Here is a 25,599-nt window from a genome sequence, read left to right on the forward strand (position 1 = left end):
GAAACATCATGCACATACTGACCGCCGGCGTGGACGAGGCAGGACGCGGGCCTTTAGTCGGCAGCGTGTTTGCCGCCGCCGTCATCCTTCCGGAAACATTCGACCTGCCCGGACTGACCGACTCCAAAAAACTCAGCGAGAAAAAACGCGACACGCTTGCCGAAATGATTAAAGAACAGGCGTCCGCGTGGCACGTCGCCGCCGCCACGCCCGAAGAAATCGCAAGCCTCAACATCCTGCACGCCACCATGCTCGCCATGAAACGCGCCGTTGACGGTTTGGCTGTGCGTCCCGAAAAAATATTCATCGACGGCAACCGCATTCCAGAACATTTAGGCATCCCCGCCGAAGCCGTTGTCAAAGGCGACAGCAAAATCATCGAAATCTCCGCCGCATCCGTTTTGGCAAAGACCGCACGCGATGCGGAAATGTACGCACTGGCGCAACGCCATCCCCAATACGGTTTTGACAAACACAAAGGTTACGGCACGAAGCAGCATCTGGAAGCCCTCGAAAAATACGGCGTGCTGCCCGAACACCGCCGCGACTTCGCCCCCGTCAGAAACCTGCTCGCGCAGCAGGCCTTGTTTTAAACCTGCACAAAAATGCCGTCTGAACTTCAGACGGCATTTTCAGCATCGCAACTTCAAAGAGAAAGAACCCAAACCGTCATTCCCGCGAAAAATAGAAAATCAAAAAAAACCTAAAATCCGTCATTCCCGCGCAGGCGGGAATCCAATCCGTCCGGTTTCCGTTTTTTTTGAGTTTCAGAAAACTTCCCAACCGTCATTCCCGCGAAAAACAGAAAATCAAAAAAGAAACCTAAAAGCCATCATTCCCGAGCAGACGGGAATCCAATCCATCCGGTTTCCGTTTTTTTTTTTTTGAATTTCAGGTAACTTCCAAACCGCCATTCCTGCAAAAGCGGGAATCTAGTTCGTTGAGTTTCAGTTATTTAGAATAAATTTTGAAACTTTAATCCCGTCATTCCCGCGAAAGCGGGAATCCGGAACGTAAAATCTAAAGAAACCGTTTTCCCGATAAGTTTCCGTACCGACAGACCTAGATTCCCGCCTGCGCGGGAATGACGATATTTCAGTTTTCTGTTTTTGATTTTTTTTGTTTTTGCGGGAATGACGATATAGTGGATTAACAAAAATCAGGACAAGGCGACGAAGCCGCAGACAGTACAGATAGTACGGAACCGATTCACTTGGTGCTTGAGCACCTTAGAGAATCGTTCTCTTTGAGCTAAGGCGAGGCAACGCCGTACTGGTTTTTGTTAATCCACTATAAATGACGATATAAGTATTTTTATTTTAATCCGCCATATTAACGCACTCGGCCAAACAGCATAAAGGCACGGGCAGCCCGATTTGGATTGACCTATTTCCCCGACACCCTCGCCATCAGCTCGTCCGCCAAGGCAAGATACGCCTTGGTACCCTTTGCCTGCGCGTCGTAAGCCATCACCGGCATACCGTGGCTCGGTGCTTCCGCAAGGCGGATATTGCGCGGGATGACGGTTTCAAACAGCAAATCCCCGAAATGGCTGCGCAACTGTTCGCTGACTTCGGCAACCAGCCTGCTGCGGCTGTCGTACATCGTACGCACGATGCCCGTGATGTCCAAATCAGGATTGACCGCCTGACGGATTTTGCGCACGGTCGCAATCAAATCGGAAATCCCTTCCAGCGCGTAATATTCGCACAACATCGGCACAATCACGCCGCCCGCCGCCACCAGCCCGTTAAGCGTCAAAAGCGTCAGCGAAGGCGGGCAGTCTATCAGGATAAAGTCGTAATCTTCCGCCACTGCCTTGAGCGCGTTTTTCAAACGCACTTCCCGGGCGATTTCCTGCACCAGCTCGATTTCCGCGCCGGCCAGCGCGCGGTTCGCACCCAACACAGCGTATCCGCCCTCTTTGCTGCGTACCGCCGCCGATTTCACGTCCGCATCGCCCAATAAGACCTGATAAACGCCGGACTGCAAACTCGCCTTGTCGATACCGCTGCCCGTCGTCGCATTACCCTGCGGATCCAAATCGACCACCAGCACGCGTTTGCCGCGCGATGCCAGCGAAGCCGCCAAATTTACCGTCGTCGTCGTTTTGCCCACACCGCCCTTCTGATTGGCGATGGCAAGGATGTTCACACTCATGTCCCGCCCGTGTCCCGTCTGATGTTGAAAAAAGAAAAACAGTGCGGAATTTTACCTTTATCCGCACAAAAAAGGTATTCATGTCGTCTGAAGCGCGCTCAACGCTTGCTCAGGATAACGATATGGCGTTCCGCATCCAAGCCCGGCACGTCGAGCCTTTGGACTTTTTCGACGCACACATCCTGCGGCAGGCGGTCAATTTCTTCCTGCGGATACACGCCCTTCATCGCCGCCCAGTAGCCGCAGTCTTTCAACAGATGCGCCGTCCAAGACACAAAATCCGCCAGTTCTGCAAACGCACGGCTGGTAACCACATCGGCACGCACGTCCGAAACCGCCTCCACGCGCCCCGACACCACGCGCACATTGTCCAATCCCAACTCGATAACCGCCTGCTGTAAAAAAGCTGTTTTCTTCGTATTCGCATCCAAAAGGGTTATCTGCACATCCGGACGGCACACTGCTGCCGGAATGCCGGGTTGTCCGCCGCCCGAACCGACATCCAGCATCGTCTGCACACCCTCGATATGGGGCAGCAGCGTCAGGCTGTCCAAAAGATGATGGACAATCATTTTTTCCTCGTCGCGCAGGGCGGTCAGATTGTAGGTTTTGTTCCACTTTTTCAACAAATCCACATAGGCCAAAAGCCTGTCCTGTGCCGTTTCCGAAATATCCAGCCCCATCGCGGCAATGCCTGCACGCAGGCGTTCTTTGCGTTCCATATCCCTATCCTGTCCATGTTCAGGCGTAATGTTAACGGAAAAACATGCCGTCTGAAACCGCGTATCGGCGTTTCAGACGGCATTCCCGTTCCAACCTATTTTTTCCTGTGAAACACCACCGGCTGCACCGGCGCGCGCGTCAGGCGTTTGGGCAGCGTCAGCATCGCCACCAGCCACACGGCAAACGCATATTCCGACACCGCCTCCCCGCGCAGCCCGCCCAAAGCCTCACTGCCCAACAACAGCTCGAAAATCCAAGCCACCGCTGCTGCCGCGCAAGCCGCCACGCCCGACAGAAACAGCGCGTAACGGGAATGCCGCCGCATCATCTTTTTGTATGCCAGTTTCGTCAGACCCGCCGATACAACCACATTCAAAAACGCAAACACACCGAACACAAACCAAACAGTGCCGTCCCAACCGCCACGCCAGCCGAATCCGCCGTCCGACACCGACACCAGCAGCCCCGTCCGTCCGAACGCAAATGCCAAGGCATCATGCACCGACAGTGCGAACGGCAGCGTCAAAAACACTAGCCCCGCAAACAAAGCCGCATAGGGATATTTCTCGTTCACAAACATCGCCGTCCCCCTCTTCCGAAACAGACCGAATTATATAGTGGATTAACAAAAATCAGGACAAGGCGACGAAGCCGCAGACAGTACAGATAGTACGGAACCGATTCACTTGGTGCTTGAGCACCTTAGAGAATCGTTCTCTTTGAGCTAAGACGAGGCAACACTGTACTGGTTTTTGTTAATCCACTATACCGCGCACTGCCTTGCCGCCCGCCCGAAAAGTTGCACAAACAACCGTTCATATATATCATAACGAAAAACGCCGGTGTAGCTCAGTCGGTAGAGCAGCGCATTCGTAACGCGAAGGTCGGGGGTTCGATTCCCTTCTCCGGCACCAATACCAAGCACAGACCCTCCCTTCCCCGGGAAGCCTGTGCTTTTTCGCATTTCCGCTTCAGACGGCAACCGATATGAACACCTCGCAACGCAACCGCCTCGTCAGCCGCTGGCTCAACTCCTACGAACGCTACCGCCACCGCCGCCTCATCCACTCCGTCCGGCTCGGCGGAGCCGTCCTGTTCGCCACCGCCTCCGCCCGGCTGTTCCACCTCCAACACGGCGAATGGATAGGTATGACCGTCTTCGTCGTCCTTGGTATGCTCCAGTTCCAAGGCGCGATTTACTCCAAGGCGGTGGAACGTATGCTCGGCACAGTTATCGGGCTGGGCGCGGGTTTGGGCGTTTTATGGCTGAACCAGCATTATTTCCACGGCAACCTCCTCTTCTACCTCACCGTCGGCACGGCAAGCGCACTGGCCGGTTGGGCGGCGGTCGGCAAAAACGGCTACGTCCCTATGCTGGCGGGACTGACCATGTGTATGCTCATCGGCGACAACGGCCTCCACTGGCTCGACAGCGGCCTGATGCGCGCCATGAACGTCCTCATCGGCGCGGCCATCGCCATTGCCGCCGCCAAACTGCTGCCGCTGAAATCCACACTGATGTGGCGTTTCATGCTTGCCGACAACCTGACCGACTGCAGCAAAATGATTGCCGAAATCAGCAACGGCAGACGCATGACCCGCGAACGCCTCGAAGAGAACATGGCGAAAATGCGCCAAATCAACGCACGCATGGTCAAAAGCCGCAGCCACCTCGCCGCCACATCGGGCGAAAGCCGCATCAGCCCCGCCATGATGGAAGCCATGCAGCACGCCCACCGTAAAATCGTCAACACCACCGAACTGCTCCTGACCACCGCCGCCAAGCTGCAATCTCCCAAACTCAACGGCAGCGAAATCCGGCTGCTCGACCGCCACTTCACACTGCTCCAAACCGACCTGCAACAAACCGTCGCCCTTATCAACGGCAGACACGCCCGCCGCATCCGCATCGACACCACCATCAACCCCGAACTGGAAACCCTCGCCGAGCACCTCCACTACCAATGGCAGGGCTTCCTCTGGCTCAGCACCAATATGCGTCAGGAAATTTCCGCCCTCGTCATCCTGCTGCAACGCACCCGCCGCAAATGGCTGGATGCCCACGAACGCCAACACCTGCGCCAAAGCCTGCTTGAAACGCGGGAACACGGCTGACGGCCGGACACGATGCCGTCTGAAACGCCTACCGCTTCAGACGGCATCCCCAATCCACCTACCTTGTCGTTATGCCCGAATAACGGTACTATTCGCAGTTAACAGTTTTCATACCGTCTGAAAGGTTTGAAGCGCGTTTCAGACGGCTGCCCGCTTACCTTATCTTACCGAAAGAACAATATGATCAACGATATTCAAAAAACAGCCGAAAGCAAGATGCAGCGTTCGGTCGAAGTACTGAAAGAAAATCTGGCGAAAGTGCGTACTGGCCGCGCGCATACCGGCCTGCTCGACCAAGTGGAAGTCGAATACTGGGGCAGCATGGTCCCCGTCAGCCAGGTTGCCAACGTAACGCTTCTGGACGCGCGCACCATCGGCGTGAAACCGTTTGAAAGCAATATGGCGGCCAAAGTCGAGAAAGCCATCCGCGATTCAAACTTGGGACTGAACCCGGCAGCGGTCGGCGACCTGATTCGCGTGCCGATGCCCATGCTGACCGAGGAACGCCGCAAAGACCTGATTAAAGTCGTACGCGGCGAAGCGGAAGAAGGCCGCGTCTCTATCCGCAACGTGCGCCGCGATGCCAACGACCACATCAAAAAACTCCTCAAAGACAAAGAAATTTCCGAAGACGAGGCACGCCGGGGCGAAGAGGCGGTTCAAAAACTGACCGACAAATACATTGCCGAAGCCGACAAACTCCTGACTGCCAAAGAAGAAGATTTGATGGCGGTTTAACCTGCACGGTCCGGCGTTCAGACGGCATTTGAACGCCGAACCGCGAAAGGCAGACATGAAAAGCAGCACGCAGGCCGTTTTGGAACACACCGCCATCCCGAGGCATATCGCCGTGATTATGGACGGCAACGGCCGTTGGGCGAAAAAGCGTTTCCTCCCGCGCATAATGGGACACAAACGCGGTTTGGACGCGTTGGAAAATATGGTGAAGCATTGCGCCAAACTGGGTGTGCGATATCTGACCGTATTTGCCTTTTCAACCGAAAACTGGCGCCGCCCCGAAGACGAAGTTTCGTTCCTGATGGGGCTGTTTTTACAGGCTTTGCAAAAACAGGTACGCCGCCTGCACGAAAACAATATGCGCCTGAAGATATTGGGCAGCCGCGAACGCTTCAACTGGCAGATTCTGCAAGGCATCGAAGAAGCGGAAGCGTTGACGGCAAACAATACCGGCCTGACCCTGAGCATTGCCGCCGATTACGGCGGCCGCTGGGATATTTTGCAGGCGGCAAACAAACTGATTGCCGAAGGCGTATCCGAGATTACGGAAGACACGCTGGCGAAACACTTGATGCTGGGCGATGCACCGGAACCGGATTTGTTCATCCGCACCGGCGGCGAAACGCGCATCAGCAATTTCCTGCTCTGGCAAATGGCTTATGCCGAACTGTATTTCACCGACATCCTGTGGCCCGATTTCGACGAAACCGCCTTAGATACCGCCGTCGCTTCGTTCCAAAAACGCGAACGGCGGTTCGGACGCACCTCCGAGCAACTGCCTATCGAACAGCAAAGGAACTGAATATGCTGAAACAACGGGTAATGACCGCCATGTGGCTGCTGCCGCTGATGCTGGGCATGCTGTTTTACGCACCGCAATGGTTGTGGGCTGCATTTTGCGGACTGATTGCCCTGATTGCCTTGTGGGAATATGCCCGTATGGGCGGCTTGTGCAAAATCAAAACCAACCATTACCTCGCCGCAACCTTGGTTTTCGGCGTGGTTGCCTATGCGGGCGGCTGGATGCTGCCTAATTTGGTTTGGTATGTTGTTTTGGCATTTTGGCTCGCCGTTATGCCTTTATGGTTGAGATTCAAATGGAGGCTCAACGGCGGTTGGCAGGTTTATGCCGTCGGCTGGCTTTTGGTCATGCCGTTTTGGTTCTCGCTCGTATCCCTGCGCCCGCATCCCGATGACGCCCTGCCGCTGCTCGCCGTCATGGGTCTAGTCTGGGTTGCCGACGTTTGCGCGTATTTCAGCGGCAAGGCGTTCGGCAAACACAAAATCGCACCGGCAATCAGCCCCGGCAAAAGCTGGGAAGGCGCAATCGGCGGTGCGGTTTGCGTGGCCGTGTACATGACTGCCGTACGAAGTGCCGGCTGGCTGGCATTCGATACAGGTTGGTTCGATACCGTGTTAATCGGTTTGGTGTTGACCGTTGTCAGCGTATGCGGTGATCTGTTGGAAAGCTGGCTCAAACGTGCGGCGGGCATCAAAGACAGCAGCAAGCTGCTGCCCGGACACGGCGGCGTGTTCGACCGTACCGACAGCCTGATTGCCGTTATCAGCGTCTATGCGGCGATGATGTCGGTTTTAAATTGATTCTATGCCGTCTGAAAACGCTTCAGACGGCATCCGGTATAAAGTTATCCTCATTATGACACCACAAGTCCTGACCATATTAGGCAGTACCGGCAGCATAGGCGAAAGCACGCTGGACGTTGTCTCCCGCCACCCCGAAAAATTCCGCGTATTCGCGCTGGCAGGGCATAAGCAGGTCGAGAAACTGGCGGCTCAATGTCAAACGTTCCACCCCGAATATGCCGTCGTTGCCGATGCCGAACACGCCGCCCGGCTCGAAACCCTGTTGAAACGCGACGGCACGGCAACTCAGGTTTTACACGGCGCGCAGGCATTGGTCGATGTTGCGTCTGCCGGCGAAGGCGGCGGTGTCATGTGCGCCATTGTTGGTGCGGCGGGGTTGCCTTCCGCGCTCGCAGCGGCGCAAAAAGGCAAAACCATTTATCTGGCGAACAAAGAGACGCTGGTGGTTTCCGGCGCGTTGTTTATGGAAACCGCGCGCGCAAACGGCGCGGCAGTGTTGCCCGTCGACAGCGAACACAACGCCATTTTCCAAGTTTTGCCGCGCGATTACACAGGCCGTCTGAACGAACACGGCATCCGTTCGATTATCCTGACTGCTTCCGGCGGCCCGTTTCTGACCGCCGATTTAAACACGTTCGACCGCATTACGCCCGCCCAGGCGGTCAAACACCCCAATTGGAGCATGGGGCGCAAAATCTCCGTTGATTCCGCCACCATGATGAACAAAGGTTTGGAGCTGATTGAAGCGCATTGGCTGTTCGACTGTCCGCCTGACAAGCTCGAAGTCGTCATCCATCCGCAATCCGTGATACACAGTATGGTGCGCTACCGCGACGGCTCTGTGTTGGCGCAACTGGGCAATCCCGATATGCGTACGCCCATCGCCTATTGTTTGGGCCTGCCCGAGCGCATCGATTCGGGTGTCGGCGACCTGGATTTCGACGCATTGTCCGCACTGACTTTCCAAAAGCCCGACTTTGACCGCTTCCCCTGCCTGAAACTCGCCTATGAAGCCATGAATGCGGGCGGAGCCGCGCCCTGCGTGTTGAACGCCGCCAACGAAGCCGCCGTCGCCGCCTTTTTGGACGGACAGATTAAGTTTACCGATATTGCCAAAACCGTCGCCCATTGTCTCGCACAAGACTTTTCAGACGGCATAGGCGATATAGGGGGGCTCTTGGCGCAAGATGCCCGGACACGCGCACAGGCGCGGGCATTTATCGGCACACTGCGCTGATGCCGTCTGAACACCGTTATCAAAGGAAAACCATTTGCACACCCTACTTGCCTTTATCGTTGCCATCCTGATTTTGGTCAGCCTGCACGAATTCGGACACTACATCGTCGCCAGATTGTGCGGCGTAAAAGTGCTGCGTTTTTCCATCGGCTTCGGCAAACCGTTTTTCACCCGAAAGCGCGGCGACACCGAATGGTGCCTCGCCCCGATTCCGTTGGGCGGCTACGTCAAAATGGTCGATACGCGCGAAGGCGAAGTATCAGAAGCCGATTTACCCTACGCTTTTGACAAACAACACCCCGCCAAACGCATCGCCATCGTCGCCGCCGGCCCGCTGACCAATCTCGCACTGGCGGTTTTGCTTTACGGCTTGAGTTTTTCCTTCGGCGTAACCGAAATCCTCCCCTATGTCGGCACAGTCGAACCCGGCACCATTGCCGCCCGTGCCGGCTTCCAAAGCGGCGACAAAATACAATCCGTCAACGGCGTTGCCGTCCAAGACTGGGGCGGCGCGCAAACCGAAATCGTCCTCAACCTCGAAGCCGGCAAAGTCGCCGTCGGCGTTCAGACGGCATCGGGCGCGCAAACCGTCCGCACCATCGATGCCGCAGGCACGCCGGAAGCCGGCAAAATCGCAAAAAACCAAGGCTACATCGGACTGATGCCCTTTAAAATCACAACCGTTGCCGGCGGCGTGGAAAAAGGCAGCCCCGCCGAAAAAGCAGGCCTGAAACCGGGCGACAGGCTGACTGCCGCCGACGGCAAACCCATCGCCTCATGGCAGGAATGGGCAAACCTGACCCGCCAAAGCCCCGGCAAAAAAATCACCCTGACCTACGAACGCGCCGGACAAACCCGCACCGCCGACATCCGCCCCGATACTGTCGAACAGTCCGACCACACCCTGATCGGGCGCGTCGGGGTGTTCCCCCGGCCCGACAGGGCGTGGGACGCGCAAATCCGCCGCAGCTACCGCCCGACAGTTGCACAAGCATTCGGTATGGGCTGGGAAAAAACCGTTTCCCACTCGTGGACAACCGTCAAATTTTTCGGCAAACTGATTAGCGGCAACGCCTCTGTCAGCCATATTTCCGGGCCGCTGACCATTGCCGATATTGCCGGGCAGTCCGCCGAACTCGGTTTGCAGAGTTATTTGGAATTTTTAGCACTGGTCAGCATCAGCCTCGGCGTGCTGAACCTGTTGCCCGTCCCCGTTTTGGACGGCGGCCACCTCGTGTTTTATACTGCCGAATGGATACGCGGCAAACCTTTGAGCGAACGCGTCCAAAACATCGGTTTGCGCTTCGGGCTTGCCCTCATGATGCTGATGATGGCGGTCGCCTTCTTCAACGACGTTACCCGGCTGCTCGGTTAGATTTTACGTTTCGGAATGCCGTCTGAAACCGCATTCCGCACCACAAGGAACTTACGATGAAACTGAAACAGATTGCTTCCGCACTGATGATGTTGGGCATATCGCCTTTGGCATTTGCCGACTTCACCATCCAAGACATCCGCGTCGAAGGCTTGCAGCGTACCGAGCCGAGCACCGTATTCAACTACCTGCCCGTCAAAGTCGGCGATACCTACAACGACACACACGGCAGTGCCATCATCAAAAGCCTGTACGCCACCGGTTTCTTTGACGACGTGCGCGTCGAAACTGCGGACGGGCAGCTCCTGCTGACCGTCATCGAACGCCCCACCATCGGCTCGCTCAACATCACCGGCGCAAAAATGCTGCAAAACGACGCCATCAAGAAAAACCTCGAATCGTTCGGGCTGGCGCAGTCTCAATACTTTAATCAGGCGACACTCAACCAGGCAGTTGCCGGACTGAAAGAAGAATACCTCGGACGCGGCAAACTCAATATCCAAATCACGCCCAAAGTGACCAAACTCGCCCGCAACCGCGTCGACATCGACATCACGATTGACGAGGGCAAATCCGCCAAAATCACCGACATCGAATTTGAAGGCAACCAAGTCTATTCCGACCGCAAACTGATGCGGCAGATGTCGCTGACCGAAGGCGGCATTTGGACATGGCTGACACGAAGCAACCAATTCAACGAGCAGAAATTTGCCCAAGACATGGAAAAAGTAACCGACTTCTACCAGAACAACGGCTACTTCGATTTCCGCATCCTCGATACCGACATCCAAACCAACGAAGACAAAACCAAGCAGACCATCAAAATCACCGTCCACGAAGGCGAACGTTTCCGCTGGGGCAAAGTCTCCATTGAAGGCGATACCAACGAAGTCCCCAAGGCCGAACTGGAAAAACTGCTGACCATGAAACCCGGCAAATGGTACGAACGTCAGCAGATGACCGCCGTTTTGGATGAGATTCAGAACCGTATGGGTTCGGCAGGCTACGCCTACAGCGAAATCAGCGTACAGCCGCTGCCAAACGCCGAAACCAAAACCGTCGATTTCGTCCTGCACATCGAACCGGGCCGGAAAATCTACGTCAACGAAATCCACATCACCGGCAACAACAAAACCCGCGACGAAGTCGTCCGCCGCGAATTGCGCCAAATGGAATCCGCGCCTTACGACACCTCCAAGCTGCAACGTTCCAAAGAGCGCGTCGAGCTGTTGGGCTACTTCGACAACGTACAGTTTGATGCCGTCCCGCTTGCCGGCACGCCCGACAAAGTCGATTTGAACATGAGCCTGACCGAACGCTCCACCGGCTCGCTCGACTTGAGCGCGGGCTGGGTGCAGGATACCGGCTTGGTCATGTCCGCCGGCGTATCGCAGGACAACCTCTTCGGTACGGGCAAGTCGGCCGCCCTGCGCGCCTCACGAAGCAAAACCACGCTCAACGGCTCGCTGTCGTTTACCGACCCGTACTTCACGGCAGACGGGATCAGCCTGGGCTACGATGTTTACGGAAAAGCCTTCGACCCGCGCAAAGCATCGACCAGCATCAAACAATATAAAACCACCACGGCCGGCGGCGGCGTAAGGATGGGTATCCCTGTTACCGAATACGACCGCGTCAATTTCGGGCTGGCGGCGGAACACCTGACCGTCAACACCTACAACAAAGCACCCAAACGCTATGCCGACTTTATCAAACAATACGGCAAAACCGACGGCGCAGACGGCAGCTTCAAAGGCTGGCTGTACAAAGGTACCGTCGGCTGGGGGCGCAACAAAACCGACAGCGCGTTATGGCCGACGCGCGGCTACCTGACGGGCGTGAACGCCGAAATCGCCCTGCCCGGCAGCAAACTGCAATACTACTCCGCCACCCACAACCAAACCTGGTTCTTCCCCCTGAGCAAAACCTTCACGCTGATGCTCGGCGGCGAAGCCGGCTATGCCAACGGCTACAGCAAAACCAAAGAAATCCCCTTCTTTGAAAACTTCTACGGCGGCGGTCTGGGTTCGGTGCGCGGCTACGAAAGCGGCACGCTCGGCCCGAAAGTGTATGACGAATACGGCGAAAAAATCAGCTACGGCGGCAACAAAAAAGCCAACGTCTCCGCCGAGCTGCTCTTCCCGATGCCGGGTGCAAAAGACGCGCGCACCGTCCGCCTGAGCCTGTTTGCCGACGCAGGCAGCGTGTGGGACGGCAAAACCTACGACGACAACAGCAGCAATTCCGCGACCGGCGGCACCGGCGCTGCCGGCACGTCCGGCGGCAGGGTTCAAAACGTTTACGGCGCCGGCAATACCCACAAATCGACCTTCGCCACCGAATTGCGCTATTCCGCCGGCGGCGCGGTTACCTGGCTCTCGCCTTTGGGCCCGATGAAATTCAGCTACGCCTACCCGCTGAAGAAAAAACCGGAAGACGAAATCCAACGCTTCCAATTCCAACTCGGCACGACGTTCTAATCCCGCAAATGCCGTCTGAAGCCCTTCAGACGGCATTTCGCGGCAACATCCGAAGGAGTTTTACCATGACCCGTTTTACCCGCGCGTTTGCCGCCGCCCTGATCGGTTTGTGCTGCACCGCAGGCGCGTACGCCGACACCTTCCAAAAAATCGGCTTTATCAACACCGAGCGTATCTACCTCGAATCCAAGCAGGCGCGCGAGATTCAAAAAACGCTGGACGGCGAATTTTCCGCCCGCCAGGACGAATTGCAAAAACTGCAACGCGAAGGTTTGGATTTGGAAAGGCAGCTTGCCGAAGGCAAACTCAAAGACGCAAAAAAGGCGCAAGCCGAAGAAAAATGGCGCGGACTGGTCGCGGCGTTCCGCAAAAAACAGGCGCAGTTTGAAGAAGACTACAACCTCCGCCGCAACGAAGAGTTTGCCTCCCTCCAGCAAAACGCCAACCGCGTCATCGTCAAAATCGCCAAACAGGAAGGTTACGATGTCATTTTGCAGGACGTGATTTACGTCAACACCCAATACGACGTTACCGACAGCGTCATTAAAGAAATGAACGCCCGCTGACCCTTTCAGACGGCATACCGAACAGGAAAACCATGATTCCGGCCACCTACACCCTGTCCCAAATCACCGCGCGGCTCGGCGGCGAATGGCGCGGCGAGGACATTTCCGTTACCGCCGTGCGCCCGCTCGCAGACGCGCAGGCGGAACACATCAGCTTCCTCGCCAACCCGAAATACAAAGCCGAAGTCCACGACAGCAGCGCGGGCGCGGTCATCGTTTCCGCCAAAGCGGCAGACGGATTTGAAGGGCGCAACCTGATTGTCGCCGACGACCCCTATCTCTATTTCGCCAAAGTCGCGCGCCTGTTTTCACCCGTCGTCAAAGCGCGCGGCGGCATCCATCCGACCGCCGTCGTCGAACCGGGCGCAACCGTTCCCGCAAGCTGCGAAATCGGCGCGAACGCCTACATCGGCGCGAACACCGTACTCGGCGAAGGCTGCCGCATCTTGGCAAACGCCGTCGTCCAACACGATTGCAAACTGGGCGACGAAGTCGTCATGCATCCCAACGCCGTCGTTTATTACGGCTGCACACTCGGCAGACGCGTCGAAATCCACAGCGGCGCAGTCATCGGCGCAGACGGCTTCGGACTCGCCTTCGCCGGCGACTCGTGGTTTAAAATCCCGCAAACCGGCGCGGTAACGCTGGGCGACGACGTGGAAATCGGTTCGAACACCAACATCGACCGGGGCGCGATGAGCGACACCACCGTCGGCAACGGCACCAAAATCGACAACCAAGTCCAAATCGGACACAACTGCAAAATCGGTTCGCACACCGTCATCGCCGCCAAAACCGGCATTTCCGGCAGCGTAACCATAGGCAGCTACTGCATCATCGGCGGCGGTGTCGGCACGGTCGGACACATCGAAATCGCCGACAAAACCACCATCGGCGGCGGCACGTCCGTGACCCACAGCATTACCGAAAGCGGCAAACACCTCGCCGGCATCTTCCCGATGTCCGAGCATAAAGAATGGGCGCGCAACGCCGTCCATATCCACCGCTTAAGCGAAATGAACAAACGCCTCAAAACACTGGAGCAGCAGCTTTCAGACGGCAAAGACACGCAATAAATCCAAACCGATTTTTCCAAGGAACACAAAAACATGGACGTTCAACTCCCCATCGAAGCCAAAGACATCCAAAAACTCATCCCCCACCGCTATCCGTTTCTCCAGCTCGACCGCATCACCGCCTTCGAGCCGATGAAAACCCTGACCGCGATTAAAAACGTCACCATGAACGAGCCGCAGTTCCAAGGCCACTTTCCCGACCTGCCCGTTATGCCCGGCGTACTCATCATCGAAGCGATGGCGCAGGCGTGCGGCACGTTGGCGATTTTAAGCGAAGGCGGGCGCAAGGAAAACGAATTCTTCTTCTTCGCCGGTATAGACGAAGCCCGTTTCAAACGCCAAGTCATCCCCGGCGACCAACTCGTCTTTGAAGTCGAGCTGCTGACCAGCCGGCGCGGCATCGGCAAATTCAACGCCGTTGCCAAAGTAGACGGCCAAGTCGCTGTCGAAGCCGTGATTATGTGCGCCAAACGCGTGGTTTGAGTGTTCAGAAAAAGGTCGTCTGAAAGTTTCAGACGACCTAATAAAAAGAAAACCCACCGGTTTAGGTTTATTCAAACCCAGGGACACGGTGGGGATTAGTTTCATCTGACTATATCAAATATAGTTTGAAACGTCAATTTAAAAATAAAGAATCAGGGGTTAGCGTGAATTATAAGGAATGCTGTAGTATTTTTTCTGATTTCAGAATGGAACGGTATAAAAATGCCGTTGGGGAAGACAAAGCAGCTGAATTGTATTTATTGAATTTATCTTTATCAAGAGAACTTTTTCATGTTGTTTCAATATTTGAGATTGTTTTAAGAAACAAAATTGACATTTGCCTTCAGCAGGCGTTTAAAGACGGAAACTGGTTATATGATAGCATACAGCCACAAACGAATCCTGCATTGAAATATCAAGGTTGCTTTTTAAGAAATGGTACGAAAGAATCTGCTGAATTAATCAAGGTTGCATTATCTAAAATACAAAATAATAGCGGAGGAAAGTTTGACCACAACCAATTGGTTGCAGGACTAGGATTCGGTTTTTGGCGGTATCTGTTTGCAGGAGGGAAAGATGCCCAATTTGATGCTACAGGGAAAGTATTGATGAAAGTTTTTCCCAAAAAGCCCAAATCTACACCAAGTGTGCAATATAACCAAAAATGGATTTTTCGAGAACTTTCCAATATTAACAATTTCCGTAATCGTTTGGCACATCACGAGCCGATTTGTTTTAAAGGTGCAATAAAAGATACCGGCTACGCTAGAAATATTCACCAATCTATTTTTGAACTGCTTAATTACATGGATGTAGATACTGCTTCAGTATTTAGCCATTTTGGCGATCAAGTGATTGCGGTCTGCGATGAAATCGACAAACTGTGATTTTCTATTATTTGTCTTAACAAGCAGCGGAGTATTAAAAACATGACCCTCATCCACCCGACCGCCGTCATCGACCCCAAAGCCGAACTCGACTCCGGCGTCAAAGTCGGCGCATACACCGTCATCGGCCCCAACGTCCAAATCGGCGCGAATACCGAAATCGGCCCGCACGCCGTCATCAACGGTCATACCACCATCGGCGAAAACAACCGCATTTTCCAATTTGCCAGCCTCGGCGAAATCCCGCAGGACAAAAAATACCGCGACGAGCCGACCAAGCTGATTATCGGCAACGGCAACACCATCCGCGAATTCACCACCTTCAATTTAGGCACGGTAACCGGCATCGGCGAAACCCGCGTCGGCGACGGCAACTGGATTATGGCGTACTGCCACCTCGCGCACGACTGCGTGGTCGGCAACTACACCATCTTCGCCAACAACGCCTCGCTTGCCGGACACGTTACCATCGGCGACTACGTCGTTTTGGGCGGCTACACGCTGGTTTTCCAATTCTGCCGCATCGGCGACTACGCCATGACCGCCTTCGCCGCAGGCGTACACAAAGACGTACCGCCCTACTTTATGGCATCGGGCTACCGCGCCGAACCGGCGGGGCTCAACAGCGAAGGCATGCGCCGCAACGGTTTTACCGCAGAGCAGATTTCCGCCGTCAAAGACGTGTACAAAACCCTCTACCATCGCGGCATTCCGTTTGAAGAAGCCAAGGCAGACATCCTCCGCCGCGCCGAAACCCAAGCCGAGCTTGCCGTATTCCGAGACTTTTTCGCACAATCGACGCGCGGCATCATCCGCTAACCGTACCCTTTTGATGCCGTCTGAAACCTCCAAAAGCGTTTCAGACGGCATTTGCGCTATAATTCAAACCATCAAATCATCTTATTTCTCAGGGCTTCATATGTTAGACAAATACAATCCCGCCGAAATCGAATCCAAACACTATCAAAACTGGGAAACCCAAGGTTATTTCCAGCCCGATATGGATTTAACCAAACCGTCTTTCTCCATCCAACTGCCGCCGCCGAATGTAACCGGCACGCTGCACATGGGCCATGCCTTCAACCAAACCATCATGGACGGCCTGACCCGCTACTACCGCATGAAAGGCTGCAACACCGCCTGGATTCCCGGCACAGACCACGCGGGCATCGCCACGCAAATCGTGGTCGAGCGTCAGCTTGCCGCGCAAAACGTGTCCCGTCATGACTTGGGGCGCGAAAAATTCTTGGAAAAAGTGTGGGAATGGAAAGAAGTTTCCGGCGGCACGATTACCCAACAAATGCGCCGCGTGGGCTGCTCTGCCGACTGGACGCGCGAGTATTTCACGATGGACGACGTGCGCGCCGAAACCGTAACCGAAGTGTTCGTGCGCCTGTATGAACAGGGCTTGATTTACCGCGGCAAACGCTTGGTGAACTGGGATCCCGTGCTTGGCACGGCAGTGTCTGATTTGGAAGTGGAAAGCGTGGAAGAACAAGGCTCTATGTGGCACATCCGCTATCCGCTGGCCGACAATCCTGCCGAAGCCGTTATCGTGGCGACCACCCGTCCCGAAACGTTGCTGGGCGACGTGGCCGTTGCCGTCAATCCCGAAGACGAACGTTACACCCACTTAATCGGCAAAGAATTAATCCTGCCGCTGACCGGCCGTACCATCCCCGTGATTGCCGACGAATACGTTGAAAAAGACTTCGGCACCGGTTGCGTGAAAATCACGCCTGCACACGACTTCAACGACTATGAAGTCGGCAAACGCCACGACACGCGCCTGATTAATGTGTTCGATTTGGAAGCCAAAGTGCTGGCAAACGCCGAAGTGTTCAACTTCAAAGGCGAAGCGCAATCAGGCTTTGCCCTGCCTGAAAAATATGCAGGTTTAGACCGCTTTGCCGCGCGCAAACAAATGGTTGCCGATTTGCAGGAACAAGGCTTGTTGGTCGAAATCAAAGCGCACACGCTGATGACGCCAAAAGGCGACCGTACAGGCTCAGTGATTGAACCTATGCTGACCAGCCAATGGTTTGTCGCCATGTCCGCCACGCCAAACGGCGGCGAACCTGACAGCGAATACAAAGGCTTGAGCCTCGCAGACAAAGCCAAAAAAGCCGTCGACAGCGGCGCAGTGCGCTTTATCCCCGAAAACTGGGTCAACACTTACAACCAATGGATGAACAACATCCAAGACTGGTGTATTTCGCGCCAACTGTGGTGGGGGCATCAAATCCCCGCGTGGTACGACAACGAAGGCAATGTGTACGTCGCCCGCAATCAGGAAGAAGCTGAAAAACAAGCCGGCAAAACAGGCTTGACCCGCGAAGAAGACGTATTGGACACATGGTTCTCCTCCGCGCTCGTGCCGTTCTCCACGCTCGGCTGGCCGTCTGAAACCGACGAACTCAAAGCCTTCCTGCCGTCTAACGTCTTGGTAACCGGCTACGAAATCATCTTCTTCTGGGTGGCGCGCATGATTATGATGACCACCCACTTCACCGGCAAAGTACCGTTTAAAGACGTGTACATCCACGGCATCGTGCGCGACCACGAAGGCAAAAAAATGTCCAAATCCGAAGGCAACGTCATCGACCCCGTCGATTTGATTGACGGCATCGACTTGGACAAGCTGCTGGTGAAACGCACCACCGGTCTGCGCAAACCCGAAACCGCGCCGAAAGTGGAAGAAGCCACGAAAAAACTCTTCCCAGAAGGCATTCCGAGCATGGGCGCGGACGCATTGCGCTTCACCATGGCGAGCTACGCCAGCCTCGGCCGCAGCGTGAACTTCGACTTCAAACGCGCCGAAGGCTACCGCAACTTCTGCAACAAAATCTGGAACGCCACCAACTTCGTCTTGATGAACACCGAAAACCAAGACTGCGGCTACGGCGCAACCGCCACCGAACCGCGCGGCTATTCCTTCCCCGATATGTGGATTGTAGGCCGTCTGAATCAAACCATCGAGCAGGTTACGCAAGCCTACGAAACCTACCGCTTTGATTTGGCGGCAGAAACCCTGTACAGCTTCGTGTGGAACGACTATTGCGACTGGTATTTGGAACTCGCCAAAGTGCAGCTCCAAACCGGCTGCGCCAGCCGCCAGCGCGCCACACGCCATACCTTATTGCGCGTACTCGAAGCCGCCCTGCGCCTGCTGCACCCGATTATCCCGTTCATTACCGAAGAACTGTGGCAAACCGTCGCTCCTATGTGCGACGCGAAAACCGCCGACAGCATCATGCTCGCCCGCTTCCCCGAAGCTGACGGCGGCGATATTGTTCAGACGGCATTCGAGCAAATGACCGTGTTGCAGGATTTGATCGGCGCCGTCCGCAACCTGCGCGGCGAAATGGGCATCCAGCCTAATGTCAAAGCTCCGCTGTTTGTCGAAAGCGCGGACGACTTGGCGGACTACCTCAAATACCTGCCGATGATGACCCGCCTGACCGAAGCACGGCAAGTCGCCGCCCTGCCCGAAAGCGAAGACGCGCCCGTCGCCGTCTGCAACGGCGCGCGCCTGATGCTGAAAGTCGAAATCGACAAAGCCGCCGAAACCGCCCGCTTGAGCAAAGAAGCCGAGAAGCTGCAAAAAGCCTTGGACAAACTCAACACCAAACTCTCCAAACCCGGCTACACCGAAAAAGCCCCGGCGCATCTGGTGGAAAAAGACAAAGCCGATTTGGTGGAATTGGAAGACAAAATGGCAAAAGTGCAAACTCAGTTGGCGAAGTTGAAAGACTGATTTGATTGAATAGACAAGGCCGTCTGAAAACCTGAAACCAGAGTTTTCAGACGGCCTCATCAAAAGGAAATCAAATGATGGACTTCATCGTGCCTATATTGCTCGTCGTCGCCATCGTCGTACTTCATATTCATACCTGCTTTACCGAAGCCGTCCACCTCAACAAATGGCGACCGTGGCTGATTATTCTATTGTTGATTCTGACCGGCACTTGGTTTATCTACTTCGTCAGCCGTACCGCACTGATGAAGCTGGGTGTCCAACTGGTGCTGATTGCCGGCCTCGTGATTTATATTTCTTGAACGTCCGCCTGTGGCAGAATACCCGCAAAGGTCGTCTGAAAAATGTTTTTCAGACGGCCTCTTTTAAGAAAGGAAATAGATGTTTCAACATACAGGACGACACATAAAGCGTCGCCCTATGTGTTGCCAAGGGTTACGCCCCTCCCAAATAAAGTCTAATCCTGCCGCCCTAAAGGGCGGGGTTTCAACCGAAAAGGAAATACGATGAAACTCTTTATTCTGCCGGTACTTTTATCCGCAACAACCGCCTTGGCTTCTCCGATTGTCGGTACATGGCATTGCATCGGCACTGATGAAAACATTCACAGTGATACAAAAGTCGAATATCTTCAGGACGGCAGTTTCCGTGGCGATGCCATACTCAAAATTGATGATGACGGCAATATCTTGGCATACCGTGTTGTCGGCGAAGGGAAATGGCGTCTTGAAAACAATGCCTTGACGCAAAGCCAAATCAAATATAGCGAAGTTTCACGGCAACACAGCCCCGAAACACTGGCGTGGTTGGAAAAGTCGGAGGATGGACGACTCTTGGAAAGCATGATGCACACCGGATTGGTCGCGCAGATGGACAAACCCGGAAAAGATGAAATATATCAAGCGGATAAAACAGGAAAATTGGTGTCTGAAGACGGAATTTCCCGTGAGGTATGTACGAAAGTGAAGTAAAACACGATTGCAGGTCAAATCGGTTTGCCTGATTGACGGCAGAGATAACAAATGCCGTCTGAAACCCGTTTCAGACGGCATTGCCTGCGCCTAATCGTAGATAAAACTTACCCCGTGAAGCTGCGACTGCATAATCGCCGCCTTCATCGCCGACAACGCCTTCGGACGGACAAAATTGCGGCGGTATGCCAATACGACCCGCCGGCTTGGCGGCGTACCTTCAAACGGAATAATGCTGAACAGCATATGGTCGTTCTCGGTCAGCGCGGTTGCCGGCAACACGCTGATTGCCAAACCGCTGGCGACCATATGGCGGATTGTATTGATCGAGCTGCCCTGCAATGTATTGGTCAGCCCCTGTATGCGCTGTTTCGCCGCCAATTCGGAACAGCTTGAGAGTACCTGATCCCGCATACAGTTGCCTTCCGTCAGCAGCAAAACCTGCTCCTCACCCAGCATCCGGGGCGAAACGGCATCCAGTTCCTCAAATGAATGCCCTTTCGGGACAATCACGAAAAACGGTTCGTCATACAAGGGTTCGGTAACAATGCCCGGCTCTTGAAACGGTTCGGCAACGATAATCGCGTCAACGTCCCCGCGTTTGAGCGACTCGGTCAAAGTATGCGTGTAATTCTCTTCCAACATCAAAGGCATTTTCGGTGCAGTACGGCGCAACGAAACAATCAATTTCGGCAGCAGGTACGGCGCAACCGTAAAAATCAGCCCGAGTTTGAACGCACCCTCCAGCTCGTTTTGTTCTTCATTTGCCAAATGCCTGATAAGCTCCGCCTCTTCCAATACCTTACGCGCCTGTGCAACGATACGTTCCCCCGCCTCGGTCGTAATAATATCGTTGCTGCTCCGGTCAAACAAAGAGACGGCAAGCTCTTCTTCCAATTTCTTAATGGCAATAGACAAAGTGGGCTGGCTGACAAAACAACGCCGCGCCGCCCGACCGAAATGACGTTCTTGGGCGACTGCGACGATGTACCGCAATTCGGTTAAGGTCATGTCCTATACCTTTTTCTGTTCCGGCAAAGTAATGTTCAACTCAAGCACATCCATACCATCCTGCTTTTCTTGGGAAATACGGATATTGTCTAATGAAACATTCACATATTTGGACAGGACTTCCATCAACTCTTTACGTAAAGTCGGCAGGTAATCCGGAGCCTGACCTTCTTGGGCGCGCTCTTGGGCAATGATGATTTGAAGGCGGTCGCGGGCAACGGTTGCCGTTTTCTGCTTTCTGCCGAATAAAAGTTCGATCAATGACATACCTTATCCTCCGAACAGACGTTTGAAGAAGCTTTTTTTCTCAGCTTCCAAGAAACGCATTTCACGGTTCTCGCCCAAAAGACGGGCAATAACGTCCTTATATGCCTCGGAAGCCGCTACGCTGTCCTGATGGATGACCGGTTCTCCGGAATTGGATGCCTGCAAGACGTTTTGGGATTCGGGAATCACACCCAGCAAAGGAATACGCAGAATATCGCAAATATCCTGTACAGACAGCATTTCGCCTTTTGCCACACGTTCGGGAGAATAACGCGTAATCAACAGATGTTCTTTAACCGAACCGCCTTGCTCTGCCTTACGGGATTTGCTTTGCAAAATTCCCAAAATCCTGTCGGAGTCACGCACACTGGAAACCTCAGGATTGGTCGTTACAATGGCTTCATCAGCAAAATACAACGCCATCAATGCACCCTGCTCAATACCGGCGGGAGAGTCGCAAATAATATACTCAAAACCCATTTTCTTGCCGGACAGCTCCTGCATCACTTTTTCGACACCCTCGCGTGTCAAAGCGTCTTTATCCCGAGTCTGGGAAGCCGGCAAAATAAACAGGTTTTCACAATTTTTATCTTTAATCAAAGCCTGGTTGAGTGTCGCCTCACCCTGAATGACATTGATCAGGTCATAAACGACACGACGCTCGCAACCCATAATGAGGTCGAGGTTACGCAAGCCCACATCAAAATCAATTACCGCCGTTTTATATCCGCGTAATGCCAAACCTGTCGCAATACTGGCACTGGTAGTCGTTTTACCGACACCGCCCTTACCTGAAGTTACTACAATAATTTTTGCCACAATATTTCCTTTTTAAAATATCAAACAATTACTCTGAGCCAATTGCACTGATAACCAACCGGTTATCCTGTAACAATATCTGTACCGGCTGCTTGTGCAGATGATCCGGCAAATCCTGTTCAAAATTACGGTAAATACCCGCCACAGAAACCAGTTCTGCCTGCATGGAATGGATAAATATGCGGGCAGAAGTATCACCCTTGGCACCGGCCAAAGCACGCCCCCTCATCGGCGCATAAATATGTATATTGCCATCCGCAATCAATTCCGCCCCCTGACTGACCGCCCCTGTAACAATCAAATCGCCATCTTCGGCATAAACCTGCTGACCAGTACGGACAGGGGATGTAATCAATACTGTTTTCCTTGCTTTCTGACCATCCTCCGTTTTCTGCACCTCAACCTGACCCAGTTCTTTGACATTTTCCGAATGAGACAGACAAAACAGCAAATGATACTTCATAGCCACAGCAGCCCAACGTTCATCAGAATGCTTCAGACCCAAAATTTGCATACCATGCCTTGAAAACAACGAAACCAATGCAGCAAGATCCAAAGACTCGGGATAATCAAACTCTTGAACATCCAGAACAAATGGAACAACACCAGACTCTTGAAACTTCTTGCCTAATTTGACCAACACATCTTCCAAATTAAACAAGTCTGATGTATGCAAAGATATAGACAATACGTCCATCTTTGTCGACTTTATATCGAAGGCATTCATCATATAGACCATCATAGAATTTTTTAATGATGTAAGTTTACCGCGCAAACCCTAGCTATTCAATTAATATTTTAAACATAATAGCCAATACCCTATTACCTATCAGATATTGCAAAAATAACGCCACCTGCTTTTCGGCAGATGGCGTTATACGACTAAAATTACTCAGCAGCCGGTTTGTCAACCAATTCAACCAGTGCCAGAGGTGCATTATCACCTTTACGGAATCCGTATTTCAACACTCGAACATAACCACCGTTACGAGCAGTAAAACGAGGACCCAAATCGCCAAACAGTTTTACCACAACATCACGGTCGCGAGTACGGTCAAATGCCAAACGGCGGTTTGCCAATGACGGTTTTTTACCCAATGTAATCAACGGCTCTACTACACGGCGCAATTCCTTGGCCTTAGGCAGAGTTGTTACAATAGTTTCGTGAGTCAATAATGAATTCGCCATATTACGCAGCATTGCAGCACGATGACTGCTGGTACGGTTTAATTTGCGATTGCCATTACGATGACGCATATCAATTATCCTTTAATTCTTCATTAAGGCTTTTCCAAGCCTACAGGTGGCCATGCTTCCAACTTAGAACCCAGTGTCAAACCTTTAGATGCCAATACTTCCTTAATCTCATTCAAAGATTTACGTCCCAAATTCGGCGTTTTAAGAAGCTCGGTTTCAGTGCGTTGAATCAAATCGCCAATATAATAAATATCCTCAGCTTTCAAACAATTAGCTGAACGTACTGTCAATTCCAGATCATCCACCGGACGCAAAAGAACAGGGTCGATAGGAGGTGCTTTTTCTTCAACCTCCTCCACAGGCGTACCCTGCAAATCAGCAAAAATAGACATCTGATCAATCAAAATACGTGCTGCACTGCGTACAGCTTCCTCAGGATTAATAGAACCGTCGGTTTCGATATCCAAAACCAACTTATCAAGATCCGTCCGCTGCTCTACACGTGCAGGTTCAACCTCAAAGCTAACACGGCTGATGGGCGAAAAGCTCGCATCCAACTGGATTGCACCAATCTGACGGTTCTCATCACGAACTACCTGACGACCTGAAACAGATTGATAACCACGACCTTGCTCTACTTTAATTTCCATCTCAATTTGACCGTTATCAGCCAAATGACAAATGACATGACCAGGATTCAGAATTTCTACATCATGCGGCAACTCAATATCACCGGCAGATACGACACCTGAACCTGATTTCTTCAACACAAGTTGAACTTGGCTACGACCATGGAGCTTAAATACAATACCTTTAATATTCAGCAAAATGTCAACAACATCTTCCTGAACACCATCAACAGTAGAATATTCGTGTAATACACCGGCAATAGCCACTTCAGTAGGAGCAAAACCATTCATGGATGACAGTAAGATACGGCGCAAAGCATTACCTAAAGTATGACCGAAACCACGTTCAAATGGCTGCATAGATACTTTTGCACGAGTTGCAGAAAAAGTATTTACATCAATTTGACGAGGTTTCAAAAATTCGGTTGTGCTATTCTGCATTTAACTGTCCCTCACTGAGCTAGCATTATTTAGAGTAGAACTCTACCACCAGCTGTTCATTAATATCACCGGTCAATTCCGAGCGATCCGGCATGTTTTTGAACACACCCTCAAGTTTATCCGCATCTACAGAAACCCAACCCGGCAAGCCGATTTGAGTTGCCAAACCCAATGCTTCTTGAATACGTACCTGTTTTTTGGCTTTTTCACGAACTGAGACAACATCACCAGCTTTCACTTGGAAAGAAGGAATATTGACAACTTGTCCATTTACAGCTATCGCCTTATGAGAAACAAGCTGTCTTGCTTCAGCTCGGGTAGAACCGAAACCCATACGATAAACGACATTATCCAAACGAGATTCCAGCAATTGCAACAGCAACTCGCCAGTAGAACCTTTACGACGATCAGCTTCTGCGAAATAACGACGGAACTGACGTTCTAATACGCCATAAATACGGCGGATTTTTTGTTTTTCACGCAACTGCAAACCATAGTCTGACAAACGCGGTTTTTTTGCACCATGCTGACCAGGAGCGGAATCAATTTTACATTTAGAATCCAAAGAGCGGCGCGCACTCTTCAAAAACAAATCCGTACCTTCGCGACGTGCCAACTTACATTTAGGGCCAATATAACGTGCCATGTTTCAAATCACTCCAATATTAAATACGACGTTTTTTAGGCGGACGGCAACCGTTATGAGGCAACGGGGTAACGTCAGTAATGCTGGTAATCTTGAAACCAAGAGCGTTTAAAGCACGTACAGAGGATTCGCGACCAGGACCTGGGCCTTTAATACGAACCTCTAAATTTTTAACGCCATACTCTTGGGCAACTTTACCAGCTGCTTCTGCTGCAACTTGTGCTGCAAATGGTGTACTTTTACGAGAACCTTTAAAACCAGCGCCGCCAGAGGTAGCCCAAGACAACGCATTGCCTTGACGGTCAGTGATTGTAATGATGGTATTGTTGAAAGATGCATGAACGTGCACAATACCCTCACTCACGGTTTTACGTACTTTTTTACGTACACGTGAAGCTGTGTTTGCTTTAGCCATT

General features: G+C 52.9%; 27 protein-coding genes and 1 tRNA gene. 17 read left to right on the forward strand and 11 right to left on the reverse strand.

All coding sequences use genetic code 11. From position 1 onward, the window contains the following. Positions 1–8: 8 nt before the first annotated feature. On the forward strand, positions 9–593 hold the full coding sequence (gene rnhB / locus Q9J79_RS06560; protein WP_301911801.1) for a ribonuclease HII: 585 nt from the start codon (positions 9–11) through the stop codon (positions 591–593). Between the two features lie 793 nt (positions 594–1,386). Here the strand turns inward: rnhB and Q9J79_RS06565 are convergent. From Q9J79_RS06565 to Q9J79_RS06575, 3 genes are all read right to left on the reverse strand, one after another. Next, entirely contained in the window at positions 1,387–2,160 is a 774-nt protein-coding gene (locus Q9J79_RS06565; RefSeq protein WP_118997367.1) for a ParA family protein, read from the reverse strand. Between the two features lie 98 nt (positions 2,161–2,258). Further along, positions 2,259–2,882, reverse strand: a complete 624-nt coding sequence (gene rsmG, locus Q9J79_RS06570; RefSeq protein WP_301673882.1) for a 16S rRNA (guanine(527)-N(7))-methyltransferase RsmG — start codon at positions 2,880–2,882, stop codon at positions 2,259–2,261. A 95-nt stretch (positions 2,883–2,977) separates the two neighbouring features. Then, positions 2,978–3,463 (reverse strand): hypothetical protein, encoded by a 486-nt coding sequence (locus Q9J79_RS06575; protein WP_301673881.1) that lies wholly within the window; start codon positions 3,461–3,463, stop codon positions 2,978–2,980. Between the two features lie 258 nt (positions 3,464–3,721). Here Q9J79_RS06575 and Q9J79_RS06580 point away from each other — a divergent pair. The 16 genes from Q9J79_RS06580 to Q9J79_RS06655 all read left to right on the forward strand — a co-directional run bounded on the left by Q9J79_RS06580 (position 3,722) and on the right by Q9J79_RS06655 (position 20,173). Further along, a tRNA-Thr gene (locus Q9J79_RS06580) sits at positions 3,722–3,797 on the forward strand. Between the two features lie 73 nt (positions 3,798–3,870). Further along, the gene (locus tag Q9J79_RS06585) at positions 3,871–4,998 is read left to right on the forward strand and encodes an FUSC family protein (RefSeq protein ID WP_301911779.1); all 1,128 of its coding nucleotides are present in this window, start codon (positions 3,871–3,873) and stop codon (positions 4,996–4,998) included. A 180-nt stretch (positions 4,999–5,178) separates the two neighbouring features. Continuing rightward, positions 5,179–5,736, forward strand: a complete 558-nt coding sequence (frr, locus tag Q9J79_RS06590) for a ribosome recycling factor (RefSeq protein ID WP_301911778.1) — start codon at positions 5,179–5,181, stop codon at positions 5,734–5,736. 55 nt (positions 5,737–5,791) lie between these two features. Further along, a complete protein-coding gene (gene uppS / locus Q9J79_RS06595) occupies positions 5,792–6,538 on the forward strand; it encodes an undecaprenyl pyrophosphate synthase (RefSeq protein ID WP_301911776.1) in 747 nt (248 codons plus the stop codon). Between the two features lie 2 nt (positions 6,539–6,540). Next, positions 6,541–7,338 carry a phosphatidate cytidylyltransferase gene (locus Q9J79_RS06600; RefSeq protein ID WP_301911775.1) on the forward strand — a complete coding sequence of 266 codons (798 nt, stop codon included), beginning with the start codon at positions 6,541–6,543 and terminating at the stop codon, positions 7,336–7,338. Between the two features lie 4 nt (positions 7,339–7,342). Beyond that, positions 7,343–8,578 (forward strand): 1-deoxy-D-xylulose-5-phosphate reductoisomerase, encoded by a 1,236-nt coding sequence (ispC, locus tag Q9J79_RS06605; protein ID WP_301911774.1) that lies wholly within the window; start codon positions 7,343–7,345, stop codon positions 8,576–8,578. Between the two features lie 34 nt (positions 8,579–8,612). Further along, positions 8,613–9,953 (forward strand): RIP metalloprotease RseP, encoded by a 1,341-nt coding sequence (gene rseP / locus Q9J79_RS06610; RefSeq protein WP_301911773.1) that lies wholly within the window; start codon positions 8,613–8,615, stop codon positions 9,951–9,953. Positions 9,954–10,009: 56 nt separating this feature from the next. After that, positions 10,010–12,433, forward strand: coding sequence for an outer membrane protein assembly factor BamA (bamA, locus tag Q9J79_RS06615; protein ID WP_301911772.1), 2,424 nt, complete (start codon positions 10,010–10,012; stop codon positions 12,431–12,433). A gap of 65 nt (positions 12,434–12,498) precedes the next feature. Then, positions 12,499–12,999, forward strand: a complete 501-nt coding sequence (locus Q9J79_RS06620; protein ID WP_301911800.1) for an OmpH/Skp family outer membrane protein — start codon at positions 12,499–12,501, stop codon at positions 12,997–12,999. Positions 13,000–13,031: 32 nt separating this feature from the next. After that, positions 13,032–14,075, forward strand: a complete 1,044-nt coding sequence (gene lpxD, locus Q9J79_RS06625; protein ID WP_301911771.1) for a UDP-3-O-(3-hydroxymyristoyl)glucosamine N-acyltransferase — start codon at positions 13,032–13,034, stop codon at positions 14,073–14,075. 33 nt (positions 14,076–14,108) lie between these two features. After that, positions 14,109–14,558, forward strand: a complete 450-nt coding sequence (gene fabZ / locus Q9J79_RS06630; protein WP_003675936.1) for a 3-hydroxyacyl-ACP dehydratase FabZ — start codon at positions 14,109–14,111, stop codon at positions 14,556–14,558. Between the two features lie 206 nt (positions 14,559–14,764). Further along, the gene (locus Q9J79_RS06635) at positions 14,765–15,445 is read left to right on the forward strand and encodes an Abi family protein (RefSeq protein WP_301911799.1); all 681 of its coding nucleotides are present in this window, start codon (positions 14,765–14,767) and stop codon (positions 15,443–15,445) included. Positions 15,446–15,487: 42 nt separating this feature from the next. Continuing rightward, positions 15,488–16,264 carry an acyl-ACP--UDP-N-acetylglucosamine O-acyltransferase gene (gene lpxA, locus Q9J79_RS06640; protein ID WP_301911770.1) on the forward strand — a complete coding sequence of 259 codons (777 nt, stop codon included), beginning with the start codon at positions 15,488–15,490 and terminating at the stop codon, positions 16,262–16,264. A 100-nt stretch (positions 16,265–16,364) separates the two neighbouring features. Continuing rightward, entirely contained in the window at positions 16,365–19,202 is a 2,838-nt protein-coding gene (locus Q9J79_RS06645; protein ID WP_301911798.1) for a valine--tRNA ligase, read from the forward strand. A gap of 74 nt (positions 19,203–19,276) precedes the next feature. Further along, positions 19,277–19,504: an enterochelin ABC transporter gene (locus Q9J79_RS06650; protein ID WP_096108450.1), complete on the forward strand. Its 228-nt coding sequence runs from the start codon at positions 19,277–19,279 to the stop codon at positions 19,502–19,504. 204 nt (positions 19,505–19,708) lie between these two features. After that, on the forward strand, positions 19,709–20,173 hold the full coding sequence (locus tag Q9J79_RS06655) for a hypothetical protein (protein ID WP_301911769.1): 465 nt from the start codon (positions 19,709–19,711) through the stop codon (positions 20,171–20,173). Between the two features lie 90 nt (positions 20,174–20,263). On the opposite strand, the gene oxyR is transcribed toward Q9J79_RS06655, so the two are convergent. The 8 genes from oxyR to rpsK form a co-directional block, all read right to left on the reverse strand. Continuing rightward, positions 20,264–21,184, reverse strand: a complete 921-nt coding sequence (oxyR, locus tag Q9J79_RS06660) for a LysR family transcriptional regulator OxyR (RefSeq protein ID WP_301911768.1) — start codon at positions 21,182–21,184, stop codon at positions 20,264–20,266. Positions 21,185–21,187: 3 nt separating this feature from the next. Then, positions 21,188–21,451, reverse strand: coding sequence for a cell division topological specificity factor MinE (gene minE / locus Q9J79_RS06665; RefSeq protein WP_003749826.1), 264 nt, complete (start codon positions 21,449–21,451; stop codon positions 21,188–21,190). A 3-nt stretch (positions 21,452–21,454) separates the two neighbouring features. Beyond that, positions 21,455–22,270 (reverse strand): septum site-determining protein MinD, encoded by an 816-nt coding sequence (gene minD, locus Q9J79_RS06670; RefSeq protein ID WP_003690053.1) that lies wholly within the window; start codon positions 22,268–22,270, stop codon positions 21,455–21,457. Positions 22,271–22,298: 28 nt separating this feature from the next. Beyond that, positions 22,299–23,012 (reverse strand): septum site-determining protein MinC, encoded by a 714-nt coding sequence (minC, locus tag Q9J79_RS06675; protein ID WP_301911767.1) that lies wholly within the window; start codon positions 23,010–23,012, stop codon positions 22,299–22,301. A 146-nt stretch (positions 23,013–23,158) separates the two neighbouring features. After that, the gene (rplQ, locus tag Q9J79_RS06680) at positions 23,159–23,527 is read right to left on the reverse strand and encodes a 50S ribosomal protein L17 (RefSeq protein ID WP_002216251.1); all 369 of its coding nucleotides are present in this window, start codon (positions 23,525–23,527) and stop codon (positions 23,159–23,161) included. A gap of 23 nt (positions 23,528–23,550) precedes the next feature. After that, on the reverse strand, positions 23,551–24,537 hold the full coding sequence (locus Q9J79_RS06685; protein ID WP_301911766.1) for a DNA-directed RNA polymerase subunit alpha: 987 nt from the start codon (positions 24,535–24,537) through the stop codon (positions 23,551–23,553). A gap of 25 nt (positions 24,538–24,562) precedes the next feature. After that, a complete protein-coding gene (gene rpsD, locus Q9J79_RS06690) occupies positions 24,563–25,183 on the reverse strand; it encodes a 30S ribosomal protein S4 (protein WP_003749818.1) in 621 nt (206 codons plus the stop codon). A 19-nt stretch (positions 25,184–25,202) separates the two neighbouring features. After that, the gene (gene rpsK / locus Q9J79_RS06695) at positions 25,203–25,598 is read right to left on the reverse strand and encodes a 30S ribosomal protein S11 (RefSeq protein WP_002216249.1); all 396 of its coding nucleotides are present in this window, start codon (positions 25,596–25,598) and stop codon (positions 25,203–25,205) included. Between the last annotated feature and the right edge of the window lies 1 nt (position 25,599).

Source organism: Neisseria viridiae (assembly GCF_962747995.1).
Lineage (GTDB): Bacteria > Pseudomonadota > Gammaproteobacteria > Burkholderiales > Neisseriaceae > Neisseria > Neisseria viridiae.